The sequence below is a fragment of the Kribbella capetownensis genome (assembly GCF_004331485.1).
Taxonomy (GTDB): Bacteria; Actinomycetota; Actinomycetes; order Propionibacteriales; family Kribbellaceae; genus Kribbella; species Kribbella capetownensis.
This window is the reverse complement of sequence record NZ_SJKD01000006.1, coordinates 388494-410321: the sequence shown is the minus strand read 5'-3', so window position 1 is coordinate 410321 and position 21828 is coordinate 388494. Positions and strand designations below refer to the sequence as shown.

At 69.6% G+C, this 21828-nt stretch carries 18 protein-coding genes and 1 pseudogene; 12 read left to right on the top strand and 7 right to left on the bottom strand.

Annotated elements, in window-relative coordinates:
• The first annotated feature begins 4 nt into the window (after positions 1–4).
• The 6 genes from E0H75_RS26890 (at position 5) to E0H75_RS26865 (ending at position 4989) form a co-directional block, all read left to right on the top strand.
• Positions 5–691, top strand: a complete 687-nt coding sequence (locus tag E0H75_RS26890; protein ID WP_131516423.1) for a VOC family protein — start codon at positions 5–7, stop codon at positions 689–691.
• Complete coding sequence (dapE, locus tag E0H75_RS26885; RefSeq protein ID WP_131516422.1) at positions 691–1770, top strand: succinyl-diaminopimelate desuccinylase; 1080 nt, start codon at positions 691–693, stop codon at positions 1768–1770. Before E0H75_RS26890 ends, dapE begins: the two co-directional genes overlap by 1 nt.
• Positions 1771–1795: 25 nt before the next feature.
• Positions 1796–2665: an LOG family protein gene (locus tag E0H75_RS26880; protein WP_131516421.1), complete on the top strand. Its 870-nt coding sequence runs from the start codon at positions 1796–1798 to the stop codon at positions 2663–2665.
• Positions 2666–2741: 76 nt separating this feature from the next.
• Positions 2742–3983 (top strand): DivIVA domain-containing protein, encoded by a 1242-nt coding sequence (locus E0H75_RS26875; protein WP_238163319.1) that lies wholly within the window; start codon positions 2742–2744, stop codon positions 3981–3983.
• Complete coding sequence (locus tag E0H75_RS26870; RefSeq protein WP_131516419.1) at positions 3983–4432, top strand: SRPBCC family protein; 450 nt, start codon at positions 3983–3985, stop codon at positions 4430–4432. Before E0H75_RS26875 ends, E0H75_RS26870 begins: the two co-directional genes overlap by 1 nt.
• A complete protein-coding gene (locus E0H75_RS26865) occupies positions 4429–4989 on the top strand; it encodes a DNA-3-methyladenine glycosylase I (RefSeq protein WP_131516418.1) in 561 nt (186 codons plus the stop codon). Before E0H75_RS26870 ends, E0H75_RS26865 begins: the two co-directional genes overlap by 4 nt.
• An 861-nt stretch (positions 4990–5850) precedes the next feature.
• Here the strand turns inward: E0H75_RS26865 and E0H75_RS26860 are convergent.
• Together E0H75_RS26860 and E0H75_RS26855 are read right to left on the bottom strand one after the other, a co-directional pair.
• Complete coding sequence (locus E0H75_RS26860) at positions 5851–6642, bottom strand: enoyl-CoA hydratase/isomerase family protein (RefSeq protein ID WP_131516417.1); 792 nt, start codon at positions 6640–6642, stop codon at positions 5851–5853.
• 33 nt (positions 6643–6675) lie between these two features.
• A complete protein-coding gene (locus tag E0H75_RS26855) occupies positions 6676–7491 on the bottom strand; it encodes a PaaX family transcriptional regulator (RefSeq protein WP_131516416.1) in 816 nt (271 codons plus the stop codon).
• 165 nt (positions 7492–7656) lie between these two features.
• On the opposite strand from E0H75_RS26855, the gene E0H75_RS26850 reads away from it, so the two are divergent.
• The gene (locus tag E0H75_RS26850; RefSeq protein WP_012923066.1) at positions 7657–7824 is read left to right on the top strand and encodes a DUF3117 domain-containing protein; all 168 of its coding nucleotides are present in this window, start codon (positions 7657–7659) and stop codon (positions 7822–7824) included.
• A gap of 142 nt (positions 7825–7966) precedes the next feature.
• Positions 7967–9484: a leucyl aminopeptidase family protein gene (locus E0H75_RS26845; RefSeq protein ID WP_131516415.1), complete on the top strand. Its 1518-nt coding sequence runs from the start codon at positions 7967–7969 to the stop codon at positions 9482–9484.
• Positions 9485–9618: 134 nt separating this feature from the next.
• Here the strand turns inward: E0H75_RS26845 and E0H75_RS44300 are convergent.
• From E0H75_RS44300 to E0H75_RS26830, 4 genes and pseudogenes are all read right to left on the bottom strand, one after another.
• Positions 9619–9765: pseudogene (locus tag E0H75_RS44300) on the bottom strand (oxidoreductase); the annotation flags it as partial.
• 106 nt (positions 9766–9871) lie between these two features.
• Positions 9872–11116: an alpha/beta hydrolase gene (locus E0H75_RS44295; protein ID WP_238163296.1), complete on the bottom strand. Its 1245-nt coding sequence runs from the start codon at positions 11114–11116 to the stop codon at positions 9872–9874.
• A gap of 70 nt (positions 11117–11186) precedes the next feature.
• A complete protein-coding gene (gene glgA / locus E0H75_RS26835; RefSeq protein WP_131516414.1) occupies positions 11187–12344 on the bottom strand; it encodes a glycogen synthase in 1158 nt (385 codons plus the stop codon).
• Positions 12345–12362: 18 nt separating this feature from the next.
• Positions 12363–12908, bottom strand: coding sequence for a GNAT family N-acetyltransferase (locus E0H75_RS26830; protein WP_131516413.1), 546 nt, complete (start codon positions 12906–12908; stop codon positions 12363–12365).
• Between the two features lie 64 nt (positions 12909–12972).
• On the opposite strand from E0H75_RS26830, the gene glgC reads away from it, so the two are divergent.
• From glgC to E0H75_RS26810, 4 genes are read left to right on the top strand one after another with little or no spacing between them, the layout of a single operon-like run.
• Positions 12973–14277, top strand: a complete 1305-nt coding sequence (gene glgC / locus E0H75_RS26825; protein WP_475009188.1) for a glucose-1-phosphate adenylyltransferase — start codon at positions 12973–12975, stop codon at positions 14275–14277.
• Positions 14274–15533 (top strand): kynureninase, encoded by a 1260-nt coding sequence (gene kynU / locus E0H75_RS26820; protein ID WP_131516412.1) that lies wholly within the window; start codon positions 14274–14276, stop codon positions 15531–15533. The genes glgC and kynU overlap by 4 nt, the downstream gene beginning before the upstream one ends.
• Positions 15530–16831 carry an FAD-dependent oxidoreductase gene (locus E0H75_RS26815; RefSeq protein ID WP_131516411.1) on the top strand — a complete coding sequence of 434 codons (1302 nt, stop codon included), beginning with the start codon at positions 15530–15532 and terminating at the stop codon, positions 16829–16831. The genes kynU and E0H75_RS26815 overlap by 4 nt, the downstream gene beginning before the upstream one ends.
• The gene (locus E0H75_RS26810; protein ID WP_131516410.1) at positions 16828–18330 is read left to right on the top strand and encodes a 2-hydroxymuconic semialdehyde dehydrogenase; all 1503 of its coding nucleotides are present in this window, start codon (positions 16828–16830) and stop codon (positions 18328–18330) included. Before E0H75_RS26815 ends, E0H75_RS26810 begins: the two co-directional genes overlap by 4 nt.
• Here E0H75_RS26810 and E0H75_RS26805 read toward each other — a convergent pair.
• Positions 18280–21774, bottom strand: a complete 3495-nt coding sequence (locus tag E0H75_RS26805; RefSeq protein ID WP_165554044.1) for a tetratricopeptide repeat protein — start codon at positions 21772–21774, stop codon at positions 18280–18282. The genes E0H75_RS26810 and E0H75_RS26805 overlap by 51 nt on opposite strands.
• Between the last annotated feature and the right edge of the window lie 54 nt (positions 21775–21828).

Below are 21828 nucleotides of genomic sequence, written 5' to 3'. Positions count from 1 at the left end.
GGCTATGACCGTCGCACGTTTCAAGGACCTGTGCATCGATGTGACGTGCCCGAGCGCGATGACGGCGTTCTGGGGGAACGTCCTGGGGCTGACCTCGCCGGCCGACAACCCGAACGTGCTGGTCGGCGACGTACCGGAGAAGACCATCTGGATCAACAAGGTGGACGAGCCGCGGACGGTGAAGCAGCGCGTCCATCTGGACGTCGCCGCCGGCGCGATCGGGGACCTCGAGCGCCAGGGCGCGACGATCCAGGTGCCGGCGAGTGACGAGCAGATGTGGACCGTGATGGAGGACCCGGAGGGCGGCGAGTTCTGCGGATTCGTCCGCACCACCGTCCCGGCGTACAAGGTGCTGGAGCTCATCGTCGACGCAGCCGAGCCCGAGGCGCAGGCGCGCTGGTGGCACGGAGTGGTCGGTGGTGACTTCGGCAGTCGGCCGGGTACGCCGTACAACTGGCTGGAGAACGTGCCGGGCCTGCCGTTCCCGTACTGGGTGTTCGTGCCGGTGCCGGAGCCGAAGACGGTGAAGAACCGGGTGCACTGGGACGTCACCGCGCCCGCGCTGCAACCGGTGCTCGACGCGGGTGCGACACTGCTGCGGCCCAAGGACGACGACATCGGCTGGAACGTCTGCGCGGACCCCGAGGGCAACGAGTTCTGCGTGTTCGTACCCCCGGCGGAGGACGCCTGATGAACAAGCTCGACCTGACCATGCCCGGCCCTGACCTGACCGAGGCGCTGGTCAACATCTCCTCGGTCAGCGGGACCGAGGAGGCGCTCGCGGACGAGGTCGAGGCGGCGCTGTCGGCGTATGCGCATCTGAAGGTGTTCCGGCACGGCAACACCGTGGTCGCGCGCACCGATCTGGGCCGGGACGAGCGGATCGTCATCGCCGGGCACCTCGACACCGTGCCGCTGAACGACAACCTCCCGGCCCGGCGCGCCGACGGCCTGATCCACGGGCTCGGAGCCTGCGACATGAAGGGCGGGGTCGCGGTCGGGCTCCGGCTCGCCGCGACGCTGGCCGAGCCCAACCGCGACGTCACGTACGTCTTCTACGACTGTGAAGAGGTCGAGGCCGAGCGGAACGGCCTATTCAAGCTGACCCGGTCGAATCCTGAACTCCTCGAGGGCGTGTTCGCGGTGGTGATGGAGCCGTCGAACGCGGTGGTCGAGGCGGGCTGCCAGGGCACCATGCGGATCGAGGTCACCACCCGGGGCGAGCGGGCGCATTCGGCCCGGTCCTGGATGGGTCGCAACGCGATCCACGCGGCGGGGGAGATCCTCGCCCGGTTGGCGGCGTACGAGCCGCGGCGCGTGCCGATCGACGGCCTGGAGTACCGCGAGGGTCTGAACGCGGTCGCGATCCGCGGTGGTGTCGCGGGGAACGTCGTACCGGATCTGTGCACGGTGGAGATCAACTACCGGTTCGCGCCGAGCCGGTCGGAGGCGGAGGCGGAGGCGCACCTCCGGGAGGTGTTCGACGGGTTCGGGCTTGCTGTCACCGACTCTGCGCCGGGCGGGCTGCCCGGGCTGGAGCGGCCGGCCGCGGCGGCGTTCCTGCAGGTGGTCGGGGGTGAGCCGAAGCCGAAGTTCGGGTGGACCGACGTGGCCCGGTTCACGCTGCTCGGCGTACCGGCGGTGAACTACGGACCCGGTGACCCGCTGTACGCGCACAAGCAGGACGAGTTCGTGCCCGAGGCCGAGATCGAGCTGTGTGAACAAAGGTTGAGGACTTGGTTGACGGAGCCCGCGTCGCCAGGCTGGTAAGTACCTGACGACCTAACCTGGGGGTATGGCAGAACCCTCGATCCACCCCGACCGCCCGCTCGGCCACCAGCAGCGCGGGCCGGTGGTGATGCGCCGCAACCAGGTGCAGCAATCCACGTCGGAGCAGCGCCTGCTGGACAGCCGCGGCCCGACCGACTGGGTGCACACCGACCCGTGGCGGGTACTGCGGATCCAGTCGGAGTTCATCGAGGGCTTCGGCATGCTCGCCGAGCTCGGCGCCGCGATCAGCGTGTTCGGCTCGGCCCGGACCAAGCCGAACGACCCGATGTACGCCGCCGCCGAGGAATTCGGGCGGAAGCTGGTCGGCGCCGGTTACGCGGTGATCACCGGCGGTGGACCCGGTGTGATGGAGGCGGCGAACAAGGGCGCGTCCGAGGCCGGCGGCGTGTCGGTCGGGCTCGGCATCGAGCTGCCGTTCGAGAACGGCCTGAACGAGTGGGTCGACGTCGGGATGAACTTCCGCTACTTCTTCACCCGCAAGACCATGTTCGTGAAGTACGCGCAGGGGTTCGTGGTGATGCCGGGCGGGTTCGGCACGCTGGACGAGCTGTTCGAGGCGCTCACGCTGGCCCAGACCAGGAAGGTCACGTCGTTCCCGGTCGTGCTGTTCGGTACGTCGTACTGGGGTGGGCTGGCGGACTGGCTGCGGGACACGATGCTCGTGGACGGGAAGATCTCCGCGGCCGACCTGGAGATGTTCACCATCACCGACGACGTGGACGAGGCGATCAGCTACATCATCAAGGCCGGTGAGGGGGCCGACGCCGCCGCCGAGGAGGCCGCGGCCGCCGCCGCGCGGGACGTGGCTGACGCGGACAACCCGGAGGCCCGCGAGCGTCGCGAAGCGCATCGGCTCGGCTCGGACGGGAGCTGAACCGGCCCGTGCGGAACGTCCGAAACCCTGCCGATTGTGCGGGTGACTGGATCGGCATGGCACGATCGGACCCGTGATGTGGTTCTTCGGGCTGATCGTGGTGCTGTTGATCGGGGCTGTCGCAGTGGTGGCCTCGGGTCGTTGGGGTGCCATGAGTACGGCGTACGACGATCGGCCCGACATGACCGTGCCGGCGCGGCAGGCGCTGGGCTCGGCGGACATCGAGTCGGCCCGGTTCGCGGTCGGACTGCGCGGCTACCGGATGGACGAGGTGGACACACTGCTCGAGCGAGTCGCGAAGGAGGTCGCCGAGCGCGACCGCCGGATCGCCGACCTCGAGCGTGCGGTCGCGCCGATCGTGGAGGCTCCGGACGGGGCGGGGTTCACCTCCCGGTCCCGGTACAGCGCGGCTGACTTCGACGACACCGGGACGCAGCAGCCGATCATGGTCGGCGGCGACTTCCCGGAGTCGGACACCTCGGAACAGCCCTCGGTGACGGCTGAGCAGCCTGTCGTGACTTCCGAGCAGGATCCGGCATCGCCCGGGCAGCCGGCGCGCCCGGTCGTGTCGCCGGAGCAAGCGGCCGCGGGAGGCCAGCAGCCTGGATCCGCGTCGCCTATGGCCGGCGGCGCTCAGGCCTCGGGCGGTCCGCAGACCGCTGCTGGTCCTGGCGCTGGGGTGCGGCCCTCCGCTGGTCCTGGCGCTGGCGTGCAGCCTTCCGCTGGTCCTGGCGCTGGGGTGCAGCCTTCCGGGGAGGTGCAGCCTGCTGCGGCTCAGGGTGTGTCGCCGGCAGCGGCCGCCCCGCCGCGCCTGATTCTGCAGCAGCCTGTCGCTTCCGACGAGCCTGAGACTGCCGAGCAGCCTGTCGTCGCCGAGCAGACGGCTGCTGAACGGTCCGCCGCTTCCCACGCGGCGGCGGACGAGTACGAGCGCCTCCAGGCCGAGGCCCGCGCCCTCCTGGAAGCCCAGTCCCAGCCCGGACCACCCCGGCGTACGCCGGCCGAGCGTCAGCCTGCCCCTCAGCAATCGACGCCGCCCCAGCAGTCGACGCCGCCTCGGCAGTCTGACCCGCCGCTGGCCCCGGAGCCGCGGCAGCCCGAGGCTGCGTCGTACGAGCCGGAGGGTGAGCCGTGGTACCAGCGGCCCGCACCCGAGCAGCCGCCCGCGGCTGACAACTCACAGCCGGGCCAGCAGCGGTCGGTGCCGGCAGCAGGGCCGCAGCCCGCCCCGACGCCGCACTGGGTGCTGCCTGACGCAGCGCCTCAGCATGAGGAGCCGGCCCCGCCTGAGCAGGGTGCTTACCAGCGGCCGAGCTGATGAACTCCGACGGGAACTGCCACGCGGAAGCCTCGGTCTATCTGTCCTTGAGTCCGCAGGCAGCCTGGGATGCCGCGATCGACTGGGAGCGACAATCGCGATGGATGCTGCTGACCCGCGTCTGGGCGACCGAGCACGACGGCGAGGGTGTCGGCGGCGGGATCGCGGCGCGCACTTCTGTCGGTGGCATCGGGTTCACTGACGACATGGTCATCACACACTGGGATCCTCCGCGCGAGTGCACGGTGAAACACCTCGGCACCGTCGTCGCCGGCACCGGGACCTTCTCGATCGTTCCGACCGGCGTCGGCAGCACCTTCACGTGGGCGGAGGACGTCGTACCGCCCTTGGGGAAGGTCGGTCGGATGGGGTGGCCGGTGGTGCGGCCGGCGTTCGAGGTGCTGATGCGGATCTCGTTGCGGCGGTTGGTGCGGGAGGTCGCGCGATGACGGTGATCGGGCCGGACGGGGCGCCGCGGTGCGGGTGGGCGACCTCCGCGCCGGAGTACATCGAGTACCACGACAACGAGTGGGGCAAGGAGATCCGCGACGACCGGGGACTGTTCGAGCGGATGACGCTGGAAGGGTTCCAGTCCGGACTGTCGTGGATCACCATCCTGCGCAAGCGGGAGAACTTCCGGGCCGCGTTCGCGCACTTCGATCCAGAGGTGATCGCGAAGTACGGCACCGACGACTTCGACCGCTTGATGGCCGATCCCGGGATAGTCCGGAATCGCCTGAAGATCAACGCGACCATCTCCAACGCACGTGCGCTGCTGGAGCTGGACGACGGCGAGTTCACCGAACTCCTGTGGTCGTTCCAGCCTGCCAACCGGCCGGCACCGAAGACATTGGGCGATGTGCCGGCCACGACGCCAGAGTCCGTCGCGATGTCGAAAGCCCTGAAGAAAAAGGGATTCGTGTTCGTCGGCCCGACCACGGCCTACGCCCTGATGCAAGCCAGCGGCATCGTCAACGACCACCTCTCAACCTGCATCGCCCGTTGATCCTCCCCGACCACAACACGCCGAAACCAGATCGCCTGCACTCGTTTGTGGCGCGTGCTGATCCACCACAGCGCAGCGGTTTGTGGGCACTGACTGATGGGTTGCGGTGGGCGTTGACCGGTGGTCGCAAGCCCTCGATGCACGTGCAGCTGCATCCGTACTTTGCGCCATGCAGCTGGCGCGTGCAATGGCACGATTGGCCGGAAACGCCTGTGGTGGAAGGGATCTGGGCCAATTTGGAACACAAACGGCTGAACGAGTTGTGCTCCGGGCACTGAACGTGATGAGGTGATTCCGGGCTCCCCGACTGTCAGGTGGTTGTCCGGCCGTGACTCGCCCGGCCGGAACGCGGCCGGGGAGCCCACCAAACTTTTCAGCCCCCGCGACAGCCACGCGCGCTCCTTCCGTCGAGTTCTCGCAGCCGCTCCCACCGCCTCGTTCTTTGCTCGCGCTGGGACTCCTTCGTACCCCGGCTTGCGACTGCACTGTGGTGTCGCCAGTACGTGGATTCCCAGCACACCGTGGACGCGAGTGGTTCGTGCCGGCGTGATGCGCATGGTGCGGTTGCCGATGCAAACAACGGCTGGCCGAGAGCCGTGCGAGCACGCGATGTACGAGTCCGCGTAGCCGAAGCGTTGGGGCAACCAACAATCCGCGCCCTCTCGCCGAATGCGGTGTCCGATCTGCAGTTCGATAACAGTCGTTTGGGTGATGCGCTGGCTCAGCAGTACGCCGATGCGGTCAACAAGCCTGGCGACGAAGGAGTCCCGGCGTAAGCAAGGAAGGGGGCGGGTGGGAGCGACGGCCAGCACGCGACGGCAGGAGCGCGCGTAGCCGCCGCGTGGGGCTGACCAACCAACCTCAGCGGCCCGTGAAGGTGGGTTTCTGCTTGGCGACGAAGGCGGCGACTGCGTTGTGGTGGTCTTCGGTGTCGCCGGTTTGTTGCATCTTGCCCGCTTCGTACACCAAGGACTCGGCCAACGTATGCGTCGCCGAGTACCCGAGCGACTGCCGCACAGCGCCGTACGCGACCGTCGGCCCATGAGCCAGCTTGGTGGCGAGCTCAGCCGTGGCGGACGTGAGATCAGCGGCGGGGACGACCGACGTGGCCAGCCCGAGATCGAGGGCTTCGGTGGCGGGGATCGTTCGAGGGAAGTACAGCAACTCCACAGCCTTGGCGTGCCCGATCAAACGCGGGAGGGTCCACGAGATGCCGGTGTCGCAGGACAGTGCGATGCCGGTGAAGGCGAGGTTGAAGCCGGCTGTGTCAGCAACCACCCGGAAGTCACACGCGAACGCCATCGACGCGCCGGCGCCGGCCGCGACGCCGTTCACCGACGCGATGACCGGCTTCGGCATCTCGGCGAGGGCGAGGGCGATGGGGGCGTAGTGGTCGGGCACCGTGCTCCAGAGGGCGGCCGTGTCGTTCGCCTGCAGGAGACCGATGTGTTCCTTCAGGTCCTGGCCGACGCAGAACGCCCGTCCGGTCCCGGTGAGTACGACGACGCGTACGGCGGTGTCCTCGGCGGCGGCCCGGACGGTGTCGCGGAGCAGAACCTTGGTCGGCGTGTCGAGCGAGTTCATCGCGTCGGGCCGGTTCAGGGTGATGGTGGCTACGCCGTCGGTGACGGTGTAGGTGACGGAGTCACTCATCGTGGTCAGCTCCTTGACAATCGGTGAGGAATTTCAGTGCAGTGTCAGGCAGTCGTCGACGAAACGCCCGGCCGCGGGGCTCAGTCGTTCGGCGTGGAAATCGAAGTATGCTGCGGCCCGCGTTCCGGCCCAGTCATCGGGCAGCAGCTCACCCGGAAGCCCCGGGTCGAGGAACAGGAACTTGCGCCATTCGTGCACCAGTTCCGACCGTACGGCGAACGCCTGCTCGTCGGTGGTGTCGTCGCCGGCGCTGTCCACCAGGACCTTCGCCTCGATCAGCCAGGCGTCGTACGACGCGCCGAGTTCGTCCAGTTTCCAGACCCGGCGGGCGAACTCGACGGCACCGGCGTCGACGGGTGCGCGGAACCGATCCGCGGCGATCCCTTCCACACCGAGGATCTGGTCCACCTCGGCGTCGTTGCGCAGCCCGACCCAGGCGCCGTCGGACAGCGGAGCCCAACCCAGGAAGGCGAGTTGGCTCGCGAGCTGATCGCGGCGGCGCGCGTTCGGGACCTCGCGGAGGATGCCGAGATGCCAGTGCTGATCCCAGCCGGAGGAGCCGTTCGTACCGGCCGGACCGGTGCCGTCGGGGCTGGTCCGGTAGATCCGGGCGGCGGCGTCGTCGAGGCGGCGACGCGCCCGGGAGGTCAGTGCGTAGCCGGGTTGTCCGTCGATCCGGACCGGCTCCAGCCAGCCCTGCCGGACCATCCGGGACACAGCGGTACGCACCGCCGGCGGATGGACGCCGAGCGGCGCGAGCAGCCGGACCAGCGCGGCGACCGGGGCTCGCGCGCCGCGGGCGCGCAGATGGTCGCCGTACAGGTCGAAAAGGGCTGAACGGGCGTGCACAAGACTTGAGTCTGCCGTATGGTGCACGGCTCTGGCCTGTGATCGGGGATAATGGTTGCGATACACACTGCGATACGCGCCGACGGCGCATCACCGCAACGGCGCCGGCGACGGTTCCCCGCGCGGTGTCGTCGCTCAACACCGACACTGGGAAGGGGTGCGCGCATGGCGGCGATGAAGCCGCGGACGGGCGATGGTCCGCTCGAGGTCACCAAGGAGGGCCGCGGGATCGTGATGCGGGTTCCGCTCGAGGGCGGCGGCCGGCTGGTCGTCGAGCTGAACGCCGACGAAGCGACCGAACTCGGCAACGCGCTCAAGGCCGTCGTCGGCTGAGCGGATCCCTCGAGGTGCCTTCCGTACCTCTGCCAATTTCATCGACCCCGGTGGGTGCCTTTTCGGGCACCGGCCGGGGTCGTTACGGTTGGCCCCGGACAATGCAGTCCCCACATTTGATCAAACCAGTGAGGTCCTCCTAGTGGCTCGCCGCAGCAACACGTTCACCTTCCCGACTCTTCCGGCCGTGTCCTGGCAGCCCGGTCTGCCCGTGCACGGCGCCCCGACCTGGGTGATCGTGGTCGGCGAGGGCGGTCTGCCCGCGGCCGCCAAAGAGGCGGGTGAGCGGCTCGGAGTCGATCTCGATCGCCTCTACGAGGTGCAGCAGGCGACCGGCTTCAGCCCGACCGCCGGGGCCACCGCGAGCTATCCGCTGCTGACCGGCGAGGTGACCGAGGTGCTGCTGGTGGGCGCCGGCGACGGCAGCGCCAAGGACCTGCGACACGCCGGGGCCGCGATCGCGAGATTCGGCCGCGGCAAGGACGAGCTCACCGCGGTCGTTGCCGAGGGCATCGATGACGCGACGCTGCAGGCGGTCGCGGAGGGCGTCGTCCTCGGATCGTTCAGCTACACCCAGAAGACGGTTGACACGGGCAAGCCCGTGGTCGGCCGGGTGACGCTGACCGACGGGTCCGCGTCGGAGCGGCAGACGGTGCTCGATCGCGGCATCGTGCTCGGGCGGACCGGGTGGGTGGCGCGGCAGTTCGCGATCACCCCGTCGAACGAGAAGGACCCGTCCTGGATGGCTGCCCGCTCGACCGAGCTGGCCGCGTCGTCCGGTCTCGAGGTCACCGTCTGGGACGAGAAGCAGCTGGCCGCCGACGGCTTCGGCGGCATCCTCGCGGTCGGCAAGGGGTCGACCCGGCCGCCGCGGTTCATCCGGCTCGACTACGTGCCGGCCGGCGCGACCAAGAAGACGCCGTACGTCGTCCTGGTCGGCAAGGGCATCACCTACGACACCGGCGGCCTGTCGCTGAAGCCGCGCGAGGGCATGGTGTCGATGAAGCGGGACATGACCGGCGGCGGTTCCGTGATGGCGACGATGTCGGCACTGCGCGAGCTCGGCGCGAACGTGCGGGTCACCGGCCTGATCTGCTCCGCCGAGAACATGCCGTCCGGGACGGCGTACCGCCCGGACGACGTGATCCGGCACTACGGCGGCCGCACCACCGAGGTGAAGAACACCGACGCCGAGGGCCGCCTGGTGATGGCTGACGGCCTCGCCTACGCGGTCAAGGAGCTGAAGCCGGACGCGATCGTCGACATCGCCACGCTGACCGGCGCGATCAAGGTGTCGCTCGGCTCGATGCTGTACGGCGGTCTGTTCGCGACCGACGACGCGCTCGCCGACAACCTCGCCGACGCCGGCCGCGTGTCGGGTGAGGAACTGTGGCGGATGCCGCTGGCCGAGCAGTACCAGGAGCTCATCTCGACGCCGATCGCCGACTCGGTGAACAGCTCGAAGGGCCCGGGGTCGATCACGGCGGCCCTGTTCCTGAAGGCGTTCGCGGGCGACATCCCGTGGGCCCACCTCGACCTGTCGTCGATCGCGGAGTCTCCGGCCGATCGCTTCGAGTACTCCGTCGGCGCGACCGGCGCCGGCGCCCGCCTCCTCACCACCTGGCTCACCTCCGAAACCCCAACCTCCGGCATCGGCTGAGCGCTGTCAGCCACCGATCGGGTTGAGTTCGGTGATGGCTTCGGTGGGGAGTGTGAGGTCGCGGGCGGCGATGTTTCGCGGAGGTGGGTGAGCGAGGACGTGCCGGGGATGACGATGCTGGTGGTGGAGCGCTGCAGGAGCCAGGCCAGGGCGACCTGCTGAGGTGAGGCGTTCAGGCGGGCGGCGACCTTGGCGAGGGTCTCGGACTGCAGCGGGCTGAAGCCACCGAGCGGGCAGAACGACGCGAACCCGATGTTCTCGTCGGCGCGGAAGTCGACCACGTCGTCGTCATCGCGCCGGACGTCGAGTCGCTCGCCCTGCTCGGCAGCCTCGTCGCGTCCGGCAAGCAGACCGGCGATGAGACGACCGGGCAGCGCGATCAGGCACCTAGGCCCAGTGACTGAAGGCGCGCACGATCTGCGGGTACGCCGCCAACGCCGTACCCACGTGGTCGACCGCGCCCATCGAGTGGACGGTGACGGTGGCGCCGCGAGCCCGCAGCGAGGTAGCACAGACGTCCGCGTTGGCGGCCACCACGTCGGTGTCGTTCGTGCCGCTGTAGAAGTGGACGGGCACGCGCGGAGCCCAGTCGTGGCAGATCTGGTCGGCCGACTGCAACGCGCGCAGGTAGCGACCAGTCGGGTGCTTCAGCCGCTCGATGAACGCCGGCGTGAACAGCTTCTGCGGGGAATCGGGGAGTCCGGCAACGATGTCCTCGTCCGGGTGCGTCCCGTCGAACAGGCCCTCGACAGTGCTCGCGTACGGCTCCTGGAACGCCTCCCGCGGGTCGTCGTACAGGCCGACGGTCCGGTTCCACGCGGTGGTGAAGTAGGCGAGATAGAACGCGGCGGTCGCGGGCGCCACCCCACCGTTGAAGGCGGCCGGCAACTCGGTCCCTTGCAGGTCGTACGGCCCGGCCACGCCCTGCAGAGCGCCGAGGCGGAACGTCGAGACCTCACCCCGGCTGAGCGCCCGTCCCAAGGCAACTGAGGCCCGGCCGCCCTGGGAGAAGCCGGTGACGAGTACGTCGCGTTTGAGGAGGACTCCATGCCTCAACGCGAACGTGCGAGCCGCCAGCAGCAGATCCGCGGACGCGCTCGTCTCGGTCTTGGTGTCGATGTACGGGTGCTCGCCCGGTCCGAGCCCGAGACCGAGGTAGTCGGGCGCGACCCCGACCAGCCCCTGGCCGGCAAAGAGCGCGGTGACGAGCCGGTCGGTCGACTCTTCGGACACGGAGGCCGCGTAGGCCTTCGTCGCGGTCGTGCCGTGCAGGTACTCCGCGACGGTCAGCGCGCCGTGGCGGCCGTCGGGCAGGACGACGAGGCCGCTCGCGGTGGTGGGCCGGCCGCTCGGGTCGACGGTCCGATAGATCAACCGGTACGCCGTGACGTCGTGCTTGGCCGCCGGCGTACCGACGAAGCCGGTCCCGGCCGCGGCGCCGTCCAACTGGGCCGCGGTCAGCCGGGCGACCGGGACGGCCGAGACGAGCGCACCACGCGGAGCGTGGACGCTGGTGACGGCCGCTTCCGAGAGCGTCGGTTGGCTGACAGCGGCGTACGCCGAGATCGGCGCTGCGAGCAAGGCGGCGGTGGCGAGAGTGGCGGCAACGGTCTTGGTCATCCGTGAAGTCATGCCTCCAGCCAACCGCCGGGCCGAGCGTGCGACGAGGGTGCTCGGCCCCGGGCCGGAGGTGGACTTTCGCCTACCCCAGCAGGCTGGTGTACAGCTGCACGGTCCGGTCCGCGACGGCGTCCCAGCCGAACTGCGAGACCGCCCGGTCGCGGCCCGCCTTGCCCATCGTGGTCGCCTTGGCCGGGTTGTCGACCAGGTCGTTGATCCCCGCCGCCAGGTCCCGCTCGAACGCGTCGATGTCGTCTTCGTCGTACCTGACCAGGGTGCCGGTGACGCCGTCGTCGACCACCTCGGGAATGCCACCGACCGCGCTGGCCACGACGGCGGTCTGACACGCCATCGCCTCCAGGTTGACGATGCCGAGTGGCTCGTAGATCGACGGGCAGCAGAACGCGAGCGCGTGCGTCAGCACCTGCCGGACCTCGTCGCGCGGGAGCATCTCGGAGACTACGAACACGCCGTCCCGGGCCGCCTTGAGGTCGTCGATCAGGGCGTCCGTCTCGACCTTCAGCTCGACCGTGTCAGCCGCACCGGCGAGCAGCACCAGCTGCACCGACGGGTCCAGCCGCAGCCCGGCCCGGAGCAGGTGCGGGACGCCCTTCTGCCGGGTGATCCGCCCGACGAACGTCACGTACGGTCGGCTCAGGTCGACGCCCAGCCGCTCCAGCACGTTGGTCGCCGGATCCGGCCGGTAGAAGTCGGCGTCGATCCCGTTCGAGATCACGTGCACCTTGGCCGGGTCGATCGCCGGGTAGCAGTCCAGTACGTCGTCCCGCATGCCGTTGCTCACCGCGACCACAGCATCGGCCGCCTCGTACGCCGTACGCTCGGCCCAGCTGGACAGGCGGTAGCCGCCGCCGAGCTGCTCGGCCTTCCACGGGCGGCGCGGCTCCAGCGAGTGAGCGGTCACCACGTGCGGTACGTCGTACAGGAGCTTGGCCCAGTGGCCGGCCATGTTCGCGTACCAGGTGTGGGAATGGACGAGCTGGGAGTCGCCGACCGCGGCCGTCATGGTCAGGTCGGTGGACAGGATCCGCAGCGCCGGGTTCGCGTTCGGGATGCGTGGGTCGTCCTCGGAGTGCGCGGTCGCGCCGAGCCGTGGCTCGCCCATGCAGTGCACGTCCACGTCCAGCAGCCGGCGCAGCTCGCGGACCAGGAAGTCCACGTGCACCCCCGCCCCGCCGTACACATCCGGAGGATACTCACGCGTCAGGATGGCGACCTTCATGCGTCCGAGGCTAGGTCATCACGCGACGTGTGTCGGTACCCAGAACCTCAGCTTTCCGTGTCGTTCGTCTTCCAGTTCGCCCCCGGCCGCCTGGATCACCTTGCGTGAGCCGACGTTGTCCAGGTCGCAGGTGACCAGCACCGGGTCGATGCCGAGACCGGCCGCGATCGGCAGGGACTGGGTCAGCATCCGGGTCCCGTGGCCGTGACGCCGCGCCGACGGGCGTACGCCGTAGGTGATGTGGCCGCCGAGCTCGGTCAGGACCGGGGTCAGGTCGTGGCGGATCGACAGGCGGCCGAGCCACTCCTCGCCGTCGACGAACCAGAGCACGGTCTGGTGGACCAGGTCCGGCCGCAGTTCGGTGGCCGGATCCGCCTCGCTCCGGATCAGTTCGACCATCCGGGCGAACTCGGTCGGGTCCTCAGCCTGCTCGCGGCTCCACTCCTCCTCGTCGCCGCTGATCGCCCGTGCACCCATCCACCGCTCGTCCTCCGGGCCGAACTCGTCCCAGGCGGCGAGGAACGAGCGGTGAACGGCAACCGTAGGTTCGATGAGGGTTGGCATCCCCCCAGTGTGGCGACACTCGCAAGCGCTTATGCCCGAGGGCTCTCGGAGCTAAGGTGCGGACATGGCAAAGGCGCCCAGAGTTCTCGGAATCGTGCTGGCCGGTGGCGAGGGCAAGCGGTTGATGCCGCTGACGGCGGACCGGGCCAAACCGGCCGTGCCGTTCGGGGGCAGTTATCGCCTGATCGACTTCGTGCTGTCCAACCTGGTCAACGCCGGGATCCGGAACCTGTTCGTGCTGACGCAGTACAAGTCGCACTCGCTGGACCGGCATGTGACCGTGACGTGGCGGATGTCCACCCTGCTGGGGAACTTCGTCAGCTGTGTGCCCGCCCAGCAGCGGCTCGGCCCGCAGTGGTACCAGGGCAGCGCCGACGCGATCTACCAGTCGATGAACCTGATCGACGACTTCAAGCCCGAGGTCATCGTGGTGTTCGGCGCCGATCACGTGTACCGGATGGATGCGGCCCAGATGGTCGCCGCGCATCTGGAGCGTGGGAACGGCGTCACCGTGGCCGGGATCCGGGTGCCCCGGGCCGGGGCGAGCGAGTTCGGCGTGATCAAGACCGGCGCGGACGGGCAGACCATCGAGGAGTTCCTGGAGAAGCCGGCCGACCCGCCGGGGCTGCCCGACTCGCCGGACGAGACGTTCGCCTCGATGGGCAACTACGTGTTCAGCGCCGACGTCCTGGTCGAGGCGCTCCGCAAGGACGCCGCGAACCCGGCGTCCCGGCACGACATGGGCGGCGACATCGTCCCGATGATGGTTGCCGAGGGCAAGGCCGGGGTCTACGACTTCCGCGACAACGACGTACCCGGTGCGCTCGACCGGGACCGCTCGTACTGGCGGGATGTCGGTTCGCTGGACTCCTACCACGAGGCGCACATGGACCTGGTCTCGATCCAGCCGGTGTTCAACCTCTACAACTCGGACTGGCCGATCTTCACCTCGCACCCGCAACTGCCAGGCGCGAAGTTCACCGACGACGCGACCGTCGGCGAGTCGATCGTCTGCCAGGGGTCGATCGTGACCGGTGCGACGGTGGAGACCTCGGTGCTCGGCTCGAACGTGATCGTCAGTGCCGGCGCCTACATCGAGCGCGCGGTGATCATGGACAACTGCAAGATCGGCGCCGGGGCCCGGCTGATCAACGTGATCCTGGACAAGAACGTGGTCGTCCCGGAAGGCGTCGAGATCGGCGTCGACCCGGACCACGACCGCGAACGCGGCTTCACCGTCTCCAAGGGCGGTATCACCGTGCTCGGCAAGGGCCAGGTGATCGACCCGCCGGCCGACAAGCCCGCCGAGGCGGACGACGTCTCGGACGACGTGGCGGAGCCCGCGACGGATGAGGTCGCCGAGGCGTGAGCGCGGAGGCTGAGGCGCTGGAACTCGATGCCGCGGACCCCGGGCACCGCGACCTGTTCGACGTACCGCCGGCGCAGGGTGGCGACTACCCGGACGTGGCGTACTTCGCTGGGAACTCGCTCGGGCTGCGGCCGCGCGCGACCCGGACCGAGCTGCTCGAGGACCTCGACGCGTGGGCCTCACTGGGCGTGGAGGGACACCTCGACGCCGACAGGCCGTGGCTGCCGTACCACGAGCTCCTGACCGGACCGGCGTCACGGCTGGTGGGCGCGCTGCCGAACGAGACCGTCGTGATGAACTCGCTCACGGTCAACCTGCACCTGCTGATGGTCTCGTTCTACCGTCCGACCCGCTCGCGGCACCGCATCGTGATCGAGGACTCCGCCTTCCCCTCCGACAGCTACGCCGTACGCTCCCAAGCCCGCTTCCACGGGTACGACGCCGACGACGCGATCATCCGCCTCCGGCCACGCCCGGGCGAGGAGTGCCTGCGTACGGCGGACGTCGTCGAGCAGTTGGGTGGTGACGTGGCCCTGGTGCTGCTGGGCGGGGTGAACTACCTGACCGGTGAGCTGATGGACATCCCGACGATCACCAAGGCCGGCCACGCGGCCGGTGCGATCGTGGGCTGGGACCTGGCGCACGCGGCCGGGAACGTGCCGTTGGCGCTGCACGAGTGGGGCGTGGACTTCGCCGCCTGGTGCTCGTACAAGTACCTGAACTCTGGACCGGGTGCGCTGGCCGGTGCCTTCGTGCACGAGCGGCACCTGGGCGGCGACCGGCCGCGGTTCGAGGGTTGGTGGAGCACCGAGGCATCGACCCGGTTCGAGATGACACCGGAGTCGCGGCCGCCGGCGTCCGCGGATGCCTGGCAGGTGTCGAATCCGCCGATCTTCTCGATGAGCCCGGTGCGTACGTCGCTGGAGCTCTTCGACAAGATCGGTATCGGTGTGTTGCGCGAACGCAGTCTGCGGTTGACGTCGTACCTGGAGAGGCAATTGAGCGAGGTCATGATCGAGCGGCCGGTGCAGGTCATCACGCCGACGGATCCCCAGCGGCGCGGGGCGCAGTTGTCGGTGCGGATCGGTGCTGCGCAGGGCGCGGGCGCGCTGGCGAAGCGGTTGCGGTTCGAGCACGGCGTGATCGCGGACTCGCGGGAGCCCGACGTACTGCGGCTCGCGCCGGTGCCGCTGTACTCGACGTACCACGACTGCTGGCGGGCGGCGACGGCTCTGGCTGAGGCGGTGCCGGCATGAAGGTCGCGATCGTGGGAGCCGGGCTGACCGGGAGTCTGATGGCCTGTTTCCTCGCCCGGCGCGGGTTGTCGGTGACGCTGTACGAGCGGCGGCCGGATCCGCGCGTCGGCCAGGCAGAGCGCGGCCGGTCGATCAACCTGGCGATCTCCGAACGCGGGCTGGACGCGCTGCGGCGGATCGGGCTGGTCGACCAGGTGATGGCGGACGCGCTGCCGATGAAGGGCCGGATGATCCACCCGGTCTCCGGACCGCTGGACTTCCAGGCGTACTCGGCCGGCGGCAACCGGGCGATCAACTCGATCAGCCGTGGTGCGCTGAACAACGCGCTGCTGACGGCGGCGTCGGAGGCTCCGGGTGTGTCGGTCGAGTTCGAGCATCGGCTGGTCGAGCTCGAGTCGCAGGCCGGACGGATGGTGTTCGCGACGCCCTCGGGGAAGGTCTCGGCCGAGGCCGACGTGGTGCTCGGCGCGGACGGTGCCGGGTCCGCGGTGCGCGAGCAGTTGCTTGCCGAGGGAATCGTTGCCGAGGACGTCGACTTTCTCGACTACGGCTACAAGGAGCTGTCCATCCCGGCGGCCGACGGCGAGTTCGCGCTGGATCCCGGTGCACTGCACATCTGGCCGCGCGGTACGTCGATGATGATCGCGTTGCCGAATCCGGATCGATCCTTCACCTGCACGCTGTTCTGGCCGGCCGGGTCGTTCGACGCGCTGACGTCCGAGGTGGACATCGAGGACCACTTCAGGACGTCGTACCCGGATCTGTTGCCGTTGGCACCTGGTCTGGTGGACGACTACCTGCACAACCCGGTCGGTGTGCTCGGGACCGTGCACACGCTGCCCTGGCAGGCCCACGGCCGGACGGCGCTGATCGGCGACGCTGCGCACGCGATCGTGCCGTTCTACGGCCAGGGCGCGAACTGTGCCTTCGAGGACGTGGTCGAGCTGGACCGCTGTCTCGACGACACCGCCGGGTCGTGGGCCCGGGCGCTCCCGCTCTTCGAGGCGAGGCGCCGGGAGAACACCGAGGCGATCGCGGAGATGGCGCTCGGCAACTTCGTCGAGATGCGGGACAAGGTCGCGTCACCGGTCTTCCGCCTCACCAAGCGCATCGAGCACGCCCTGGAACGCCTGCTCCCCGGCACCTACGCCTCCCGCTACGAGCTCGTCTCGTTCTCCACCACGCCGTACGCCGAAGTCCGCGACCGCGTGCATCGGCAGCACCAGGTGCTCGGCCTGAGCGCTGTGGCCGCGGCCGGCGTACTGCTCGGGATCGCACGGAGGAGGAGACGGCGATGAGTCTGTGGACGCCGGAGCTGCTGACCGGGCAACCCAAGTCGGTGGGCCTGTTGCGGAACTTCGTCGGTGGCGAGTTCGTGGCGAGCGGCTCCACGTTCGCGAAGGTGAGCCCGGTGACGGGTGAGCAGATCTTCGACGTCTGCGAGGCAGACGAGTCGGCCGTGGACGCCGCGGTGCAGGCGGCCCGGGCGGCGCTGAAGGGCCCGTGGGGACGTCTCAGTGAGCAGGAGCGGGCAGTGGTACTGCGCCGCGTCGCCGATGGACTGGAGCGGCGGTTCGAGGACCTCGTCGCGGCCGAGGTGGGCGACACCGGGAAGTCGATCAGCCAGGCGCGCACGCTCGACATCCCGCGCGGCGCGGCGAACTTCCGTGCCTTCGCCGATTTCGCGACCACGGCCGCGACCGAGTCGTACACGACCGTGCTGCCGGACGGCCGGCGGGCGCTGAACTACGCGGTCCGCAAACCCGTCGGCGTGGTGGCGATCGTCGTACCGTGGAACCTGCCGCTGCTCCTGCTCACCTGGAAAGTCGCGCCGGCGCTTGCCTGCGGCAACGCTGTGGTGGTGAAGCCGTCCGAGGAGACACCGGCCTCGGCGACCGTACTGGCCGAGGTGATGGCGGAGGCCGGCGTACCGGCTGGGGTCTTCAACCTCGTGCACGGCTTCGGCCCGTCGTCGGCAGGGGAGTACCTGACCCGGCATCCCGGTGTCGACGCGATCACCTTCACCGGCGAATCCGCGACCGGTACGGCGATCGCGAAGGTCGCTGCGGACCGGGTGAAGTCGGTGTCCTTCGAGCTCGGCGGCAAGAACGCCGGCCTGATCTTCGCCGACGCCGACCTGGACGCAGCGGTCGAGGGATCGGTGCGCTCGGTGTTCACCAACGGCGGCCAGGTCTGCCTGTGCACCGAGCGGCTGTACGTCGAGCGCCCGATCTTCACCGAATTCGCGGAACGTCTGGCGCAGCGAGCATCCGAGCTGACGTACGGCTGGCCGGCCGACGAGGCCACCATGAACATGCCGCTGATCTCGAAACAGCACCGCGACAAGGTCCTCTCGTACTACGACCTGGCCCGGTCCGAAGGTGCCGAGGTGCTGACCGGAGGCGGCCTACCGTCGTTCGGCGACGCCCGCGACGGTGGTTGCTACGTGCAACCGACCGTGGTGACCGGCCTGCGGCAGGATGCCCGCGCGACCACCGAGGAGATCTTCGGCCCGATCTGCCACATCGCCCCGTTCGACACCGAGGACGAGGCGTATGCCCTGGCCAACGACAGCGACTACGGCCTGGCTGCCACGGTCTGGACCCGCGATGTCGGTCGCGCCCACCGCGCGGGCCCTGCGCTCGACGTCGGCATCGTCTGGATCAACACCTGGTTCCTCCGCGACCTCCGTACGCCGTTCGGCGGCATGAAGCTGTCCGGCGTCGGCCGCGAAGGCGGCACGCACTCACTGTCCTTCTACTCCGAGCCCACCAACGTCTGCATCGAGCTGACCTGACCGCAGTACGTCGAGCACGGACGCGACCTGGTCCGCGCCGATGAAGTCCCCCAACTCGGTCAGCTCCTCGCTGACCTGCCGGAGCAGATCCGCCGGGAGATCCTCCGCGACGGCGTTTTCTACGTAGTTGATCGCGTCGCGCTGTTCGCCGATCGCGGCCAGGAAGGTGGGCCGCCGGACCAGCCGACGCGGATCCGGGCGCGGTAGGTCCGCCTCGTCGTCCAACGTCGACAGCGCGGTATCGAGCAACGCAGCCGCCTCGTCGTTCCGGCCCTGGCCGAGCCGGATCAGAGCCTGCCGGTACAGGCCCCATCCGTTGAAGGGATCGAGCTCGGCGCCGTACTCGAAGTCCGCCAGTGCGGCGGTTGCCTTGCCCATCGCCTGATAGGTCTCGCCGCGCCCGATCCAGGCGGCCGCCATCCGCGGGAGCCGGTCGATCGCCCGGGCGAAGTCGTGCAAGGCCGCCGAAAGGTCGCCGATCCGGTGGAGGAAGAACTGGCCGCGCCCGATCAGAGCCCACCCCTGGTTGAGGGGGATCGTCACCCCACGGTCGTGGTCGGAGCGGGCCGCGTCGAGGTTGCCGAGCCGCTCGTGCACTCTGGCGCGGCGCGAGACCGCCACGGAGCTCTGCGGGGTGACCTCGACAGCACGGTCCAGATCTGCCAGGGCCTGCGTGTACCGGCCCTGCAGTTCGGTGATCTGCGCCCGTGACACCAGTGCCGAACCGAGAGTGGGATCGAGCTGGAGGGCCCGATCGAGGTCGTCCATGGCTCCGTCGAGATCACCGTGATCCAGCCGGATGGATCCACGCCGGTCGAACGCCAGTGCCGAGAACGGGTCGAGTTCGAGGGAGCGCTCGGCGTCGGCGATCGCCTCGTCGTACCGGCCCGCGGAGGCTTTCATCCCGGCCCGGATCCCGAACGTATGACCACGGGTCGGATCGAGGTCGAGCACCCGGTCGAGGTCGGCCAGACCCTGCGAGCGACGGCCCGACCGGTCGTACACCAGCGCCCGTGTCGTGAGCGCCAGCAGATCGTCGGGGCTCAGCTCGAGGGCGCGGTCGAGATCCCGCAGTGCATCGTCGTAGTGCCGCGCGCTGAGATGCAGGTCGGCTCGGGCCCGCAGCAGGACCGGGTTGTCCGGATCGGTGCGGATCCTCGCGGTGAAGTCGGCCACCCCTCGCGACAGCTCGCCGGAGCGCTCGTAGACCCGGGCTCTGAGAATGAACGACCACCGATCGCGCGGATCCGCGGCGATCGCTCGGTCGAGCTCGACCAGCGCGTCGGCGTACTGCCCCAGGGACAGGAGGACATCGGCTCGGTCGGCGAGCGCGGCGGCGTACTGCGGGTCGAGCGCGATGGCCCGGTCGAGGTCGGCCTTCGCCTCGCGCTCCATCCGCTGCTCGCGCCAGAGCCGGGCCCGGGACAGCAGGACCCAGGTGTCAGCCGGTGCCAGCGCGTGCGCGCGGTCCAGGTCCGCCTTCGCCTCGGCGAAGCGCCGCAGGTCCCGGTAGATCGAGGCCCTGACCGTGAGGTAGTAGGCATCGCCCGGCCGCAGTTCGATCACGCGATCGATGTCGTCGAGGGCAGCCTCGTACTTGCGTAGACGCCGGCAGATCGAGCTCCGCGATGAGTAGGCCCCCACGTAGTCGGGGGCGATCCGGATCGCCTCGGCGAGGTCGTCGAACGCCCTGTCGTAGTCGCCGAGATCGGCGTGGATCCGTCCGCGCGGGCCGACGATCCAGCTCCGGCCAGGCAGCAGGGCGTCCGCCCGATCGAGGTCGTCAAGGGCAGCCTGATACTTCTCCAGGCGTTCGTGCAGCCGACTGCGTTCGGTCAGGGCGGCCGCTCGGTGGACGGTGCTCAGCAGTGGATCCACGGCGAGGCCGTCGAGCAGGAGCAGTTCGTCGCTCGTCGAGCCCTGGAGCAGGGCGGTCAGCTGCTCGCCGCGGGAGCGGATCTCGTCGGTGTCGGAGTCGTGGCCCGCCTGGGCGATCATCTGCGCCCACTTGGCCGCGCTGTCGCTGGTTCGGCCGTAGGCGTCGGTCATTCGTTGCAGTGCGGTCGGCAGCTCTGGTACGCCGCCCGCGCACAGCTCGTGGTACGTGGCTTCGAGCTCCAGCTCCCGCCAGCGGGCGTTCCGCCAGCGCTCGCTGGGACGAAGACCGAGCTCTGCCAGGCGCTCGCGGTAGTGGTCGACCAGAGCCCGCTGGCGTTCGGTCCAGTCGGAGAGTGAAGCCCGCCGCAGCGAGCGGAGCATCGGCGTACGGACGACGTCGTGGTAGCGGTAGCCGTCTGCGTGGGCGGAGACGAAGGGCAGGCGGCGGAGCGCGTCGAGGTCGACGGTCGTTCCGGCCGCCACCTCGAGGATGTCGCGGTCCAGTCGTCGAGGAATCGCGCCGGCCAGGATTGCCTTCTGCCGCTGCGGATCGGACTCCTCCCGGAGGAAGCGATCGACGGCGGTCTCGGCGTGATCCGTCGTGCCGGCGGTGCCGCGAGCCGCCGATTCCGCCAGCAGGGCGACGAGAATCGGCAGACAGCCGGAGAGCCGGAGGATCACGTCCACGGTGCCGGGATCGACGATCCGCTGCGTGGCGAGGAGCTCGCGCGCCTCCGCCTCCGTGAACACCTGCAGCTCGATGTCGACGCGGAGGTTCCTCAGGCCGGCCCACTGGTTCGGGTCGAGGGGATGCTGACCGGACACCGTCACCACGATGTCCGCCGGCAACTTGCCGCAGGTGCCGCGCAGAAGATCCAGCAACCAGCCGTTGAGGGCGCGGCCGGTCTGCTCGAAGGTGTCGATGAACAGGGCGATCTGCCGGCGCTGGCCGATCTTGCGCAGATCGGCGACGAACGCCGTGCTGAGCGCCTCGACCGGTGACAGCAGCAGCTCGAGATCGTCGTGCCGGGTGATCTTGCCGACCAGGTAGGCACGGTACTGGTCGACGCGCGAGGCTGCCTCGTTCTCGTCGATCGCACCGACCAGCACACCGGCGATCGGGATCTCGCCGGCGGCACGGAGCCCGACCCGGACCGCCATCCGGGTCAGCACCGACGAGATCCCGGCCGGGGCGCCAGGATCGGAGTCGACGCTGTGGCGCAGTGTGCGGTACTGCCTCAGCCTGCTGTCGAAGCCGCGGCAGGCGGACCCGGAGGCGGCCAGGCCGCCGGCCAGCCGCTCGATCGCGGACAGTACGTCGAACGCCTCGTCGACGTACGCGGTGGCACATTTCCTCTTGGTCGCGGCGGCCTGCCAGCGCTGGACCAGGGACGTCTTGCCGACGCCGGCGTCGCCGTACAGGCTGACGACGAAGCGGCGGCGGGGGTCGTTGGGCCGCAGCGTCAGGTTGTGCTCGAACAGCTGCAGTGGCTCGGTGCGCCCGACGAACGTGCCGGCGTCCCGGGACTCCAGGATGTCTTGCAGCGAGAAGTCCTCGTCGGTCACTCGTTCGATCGTAGTGGAGGGTGGGGTGCGTGGCCACGCGACGCCGGTGCGGCA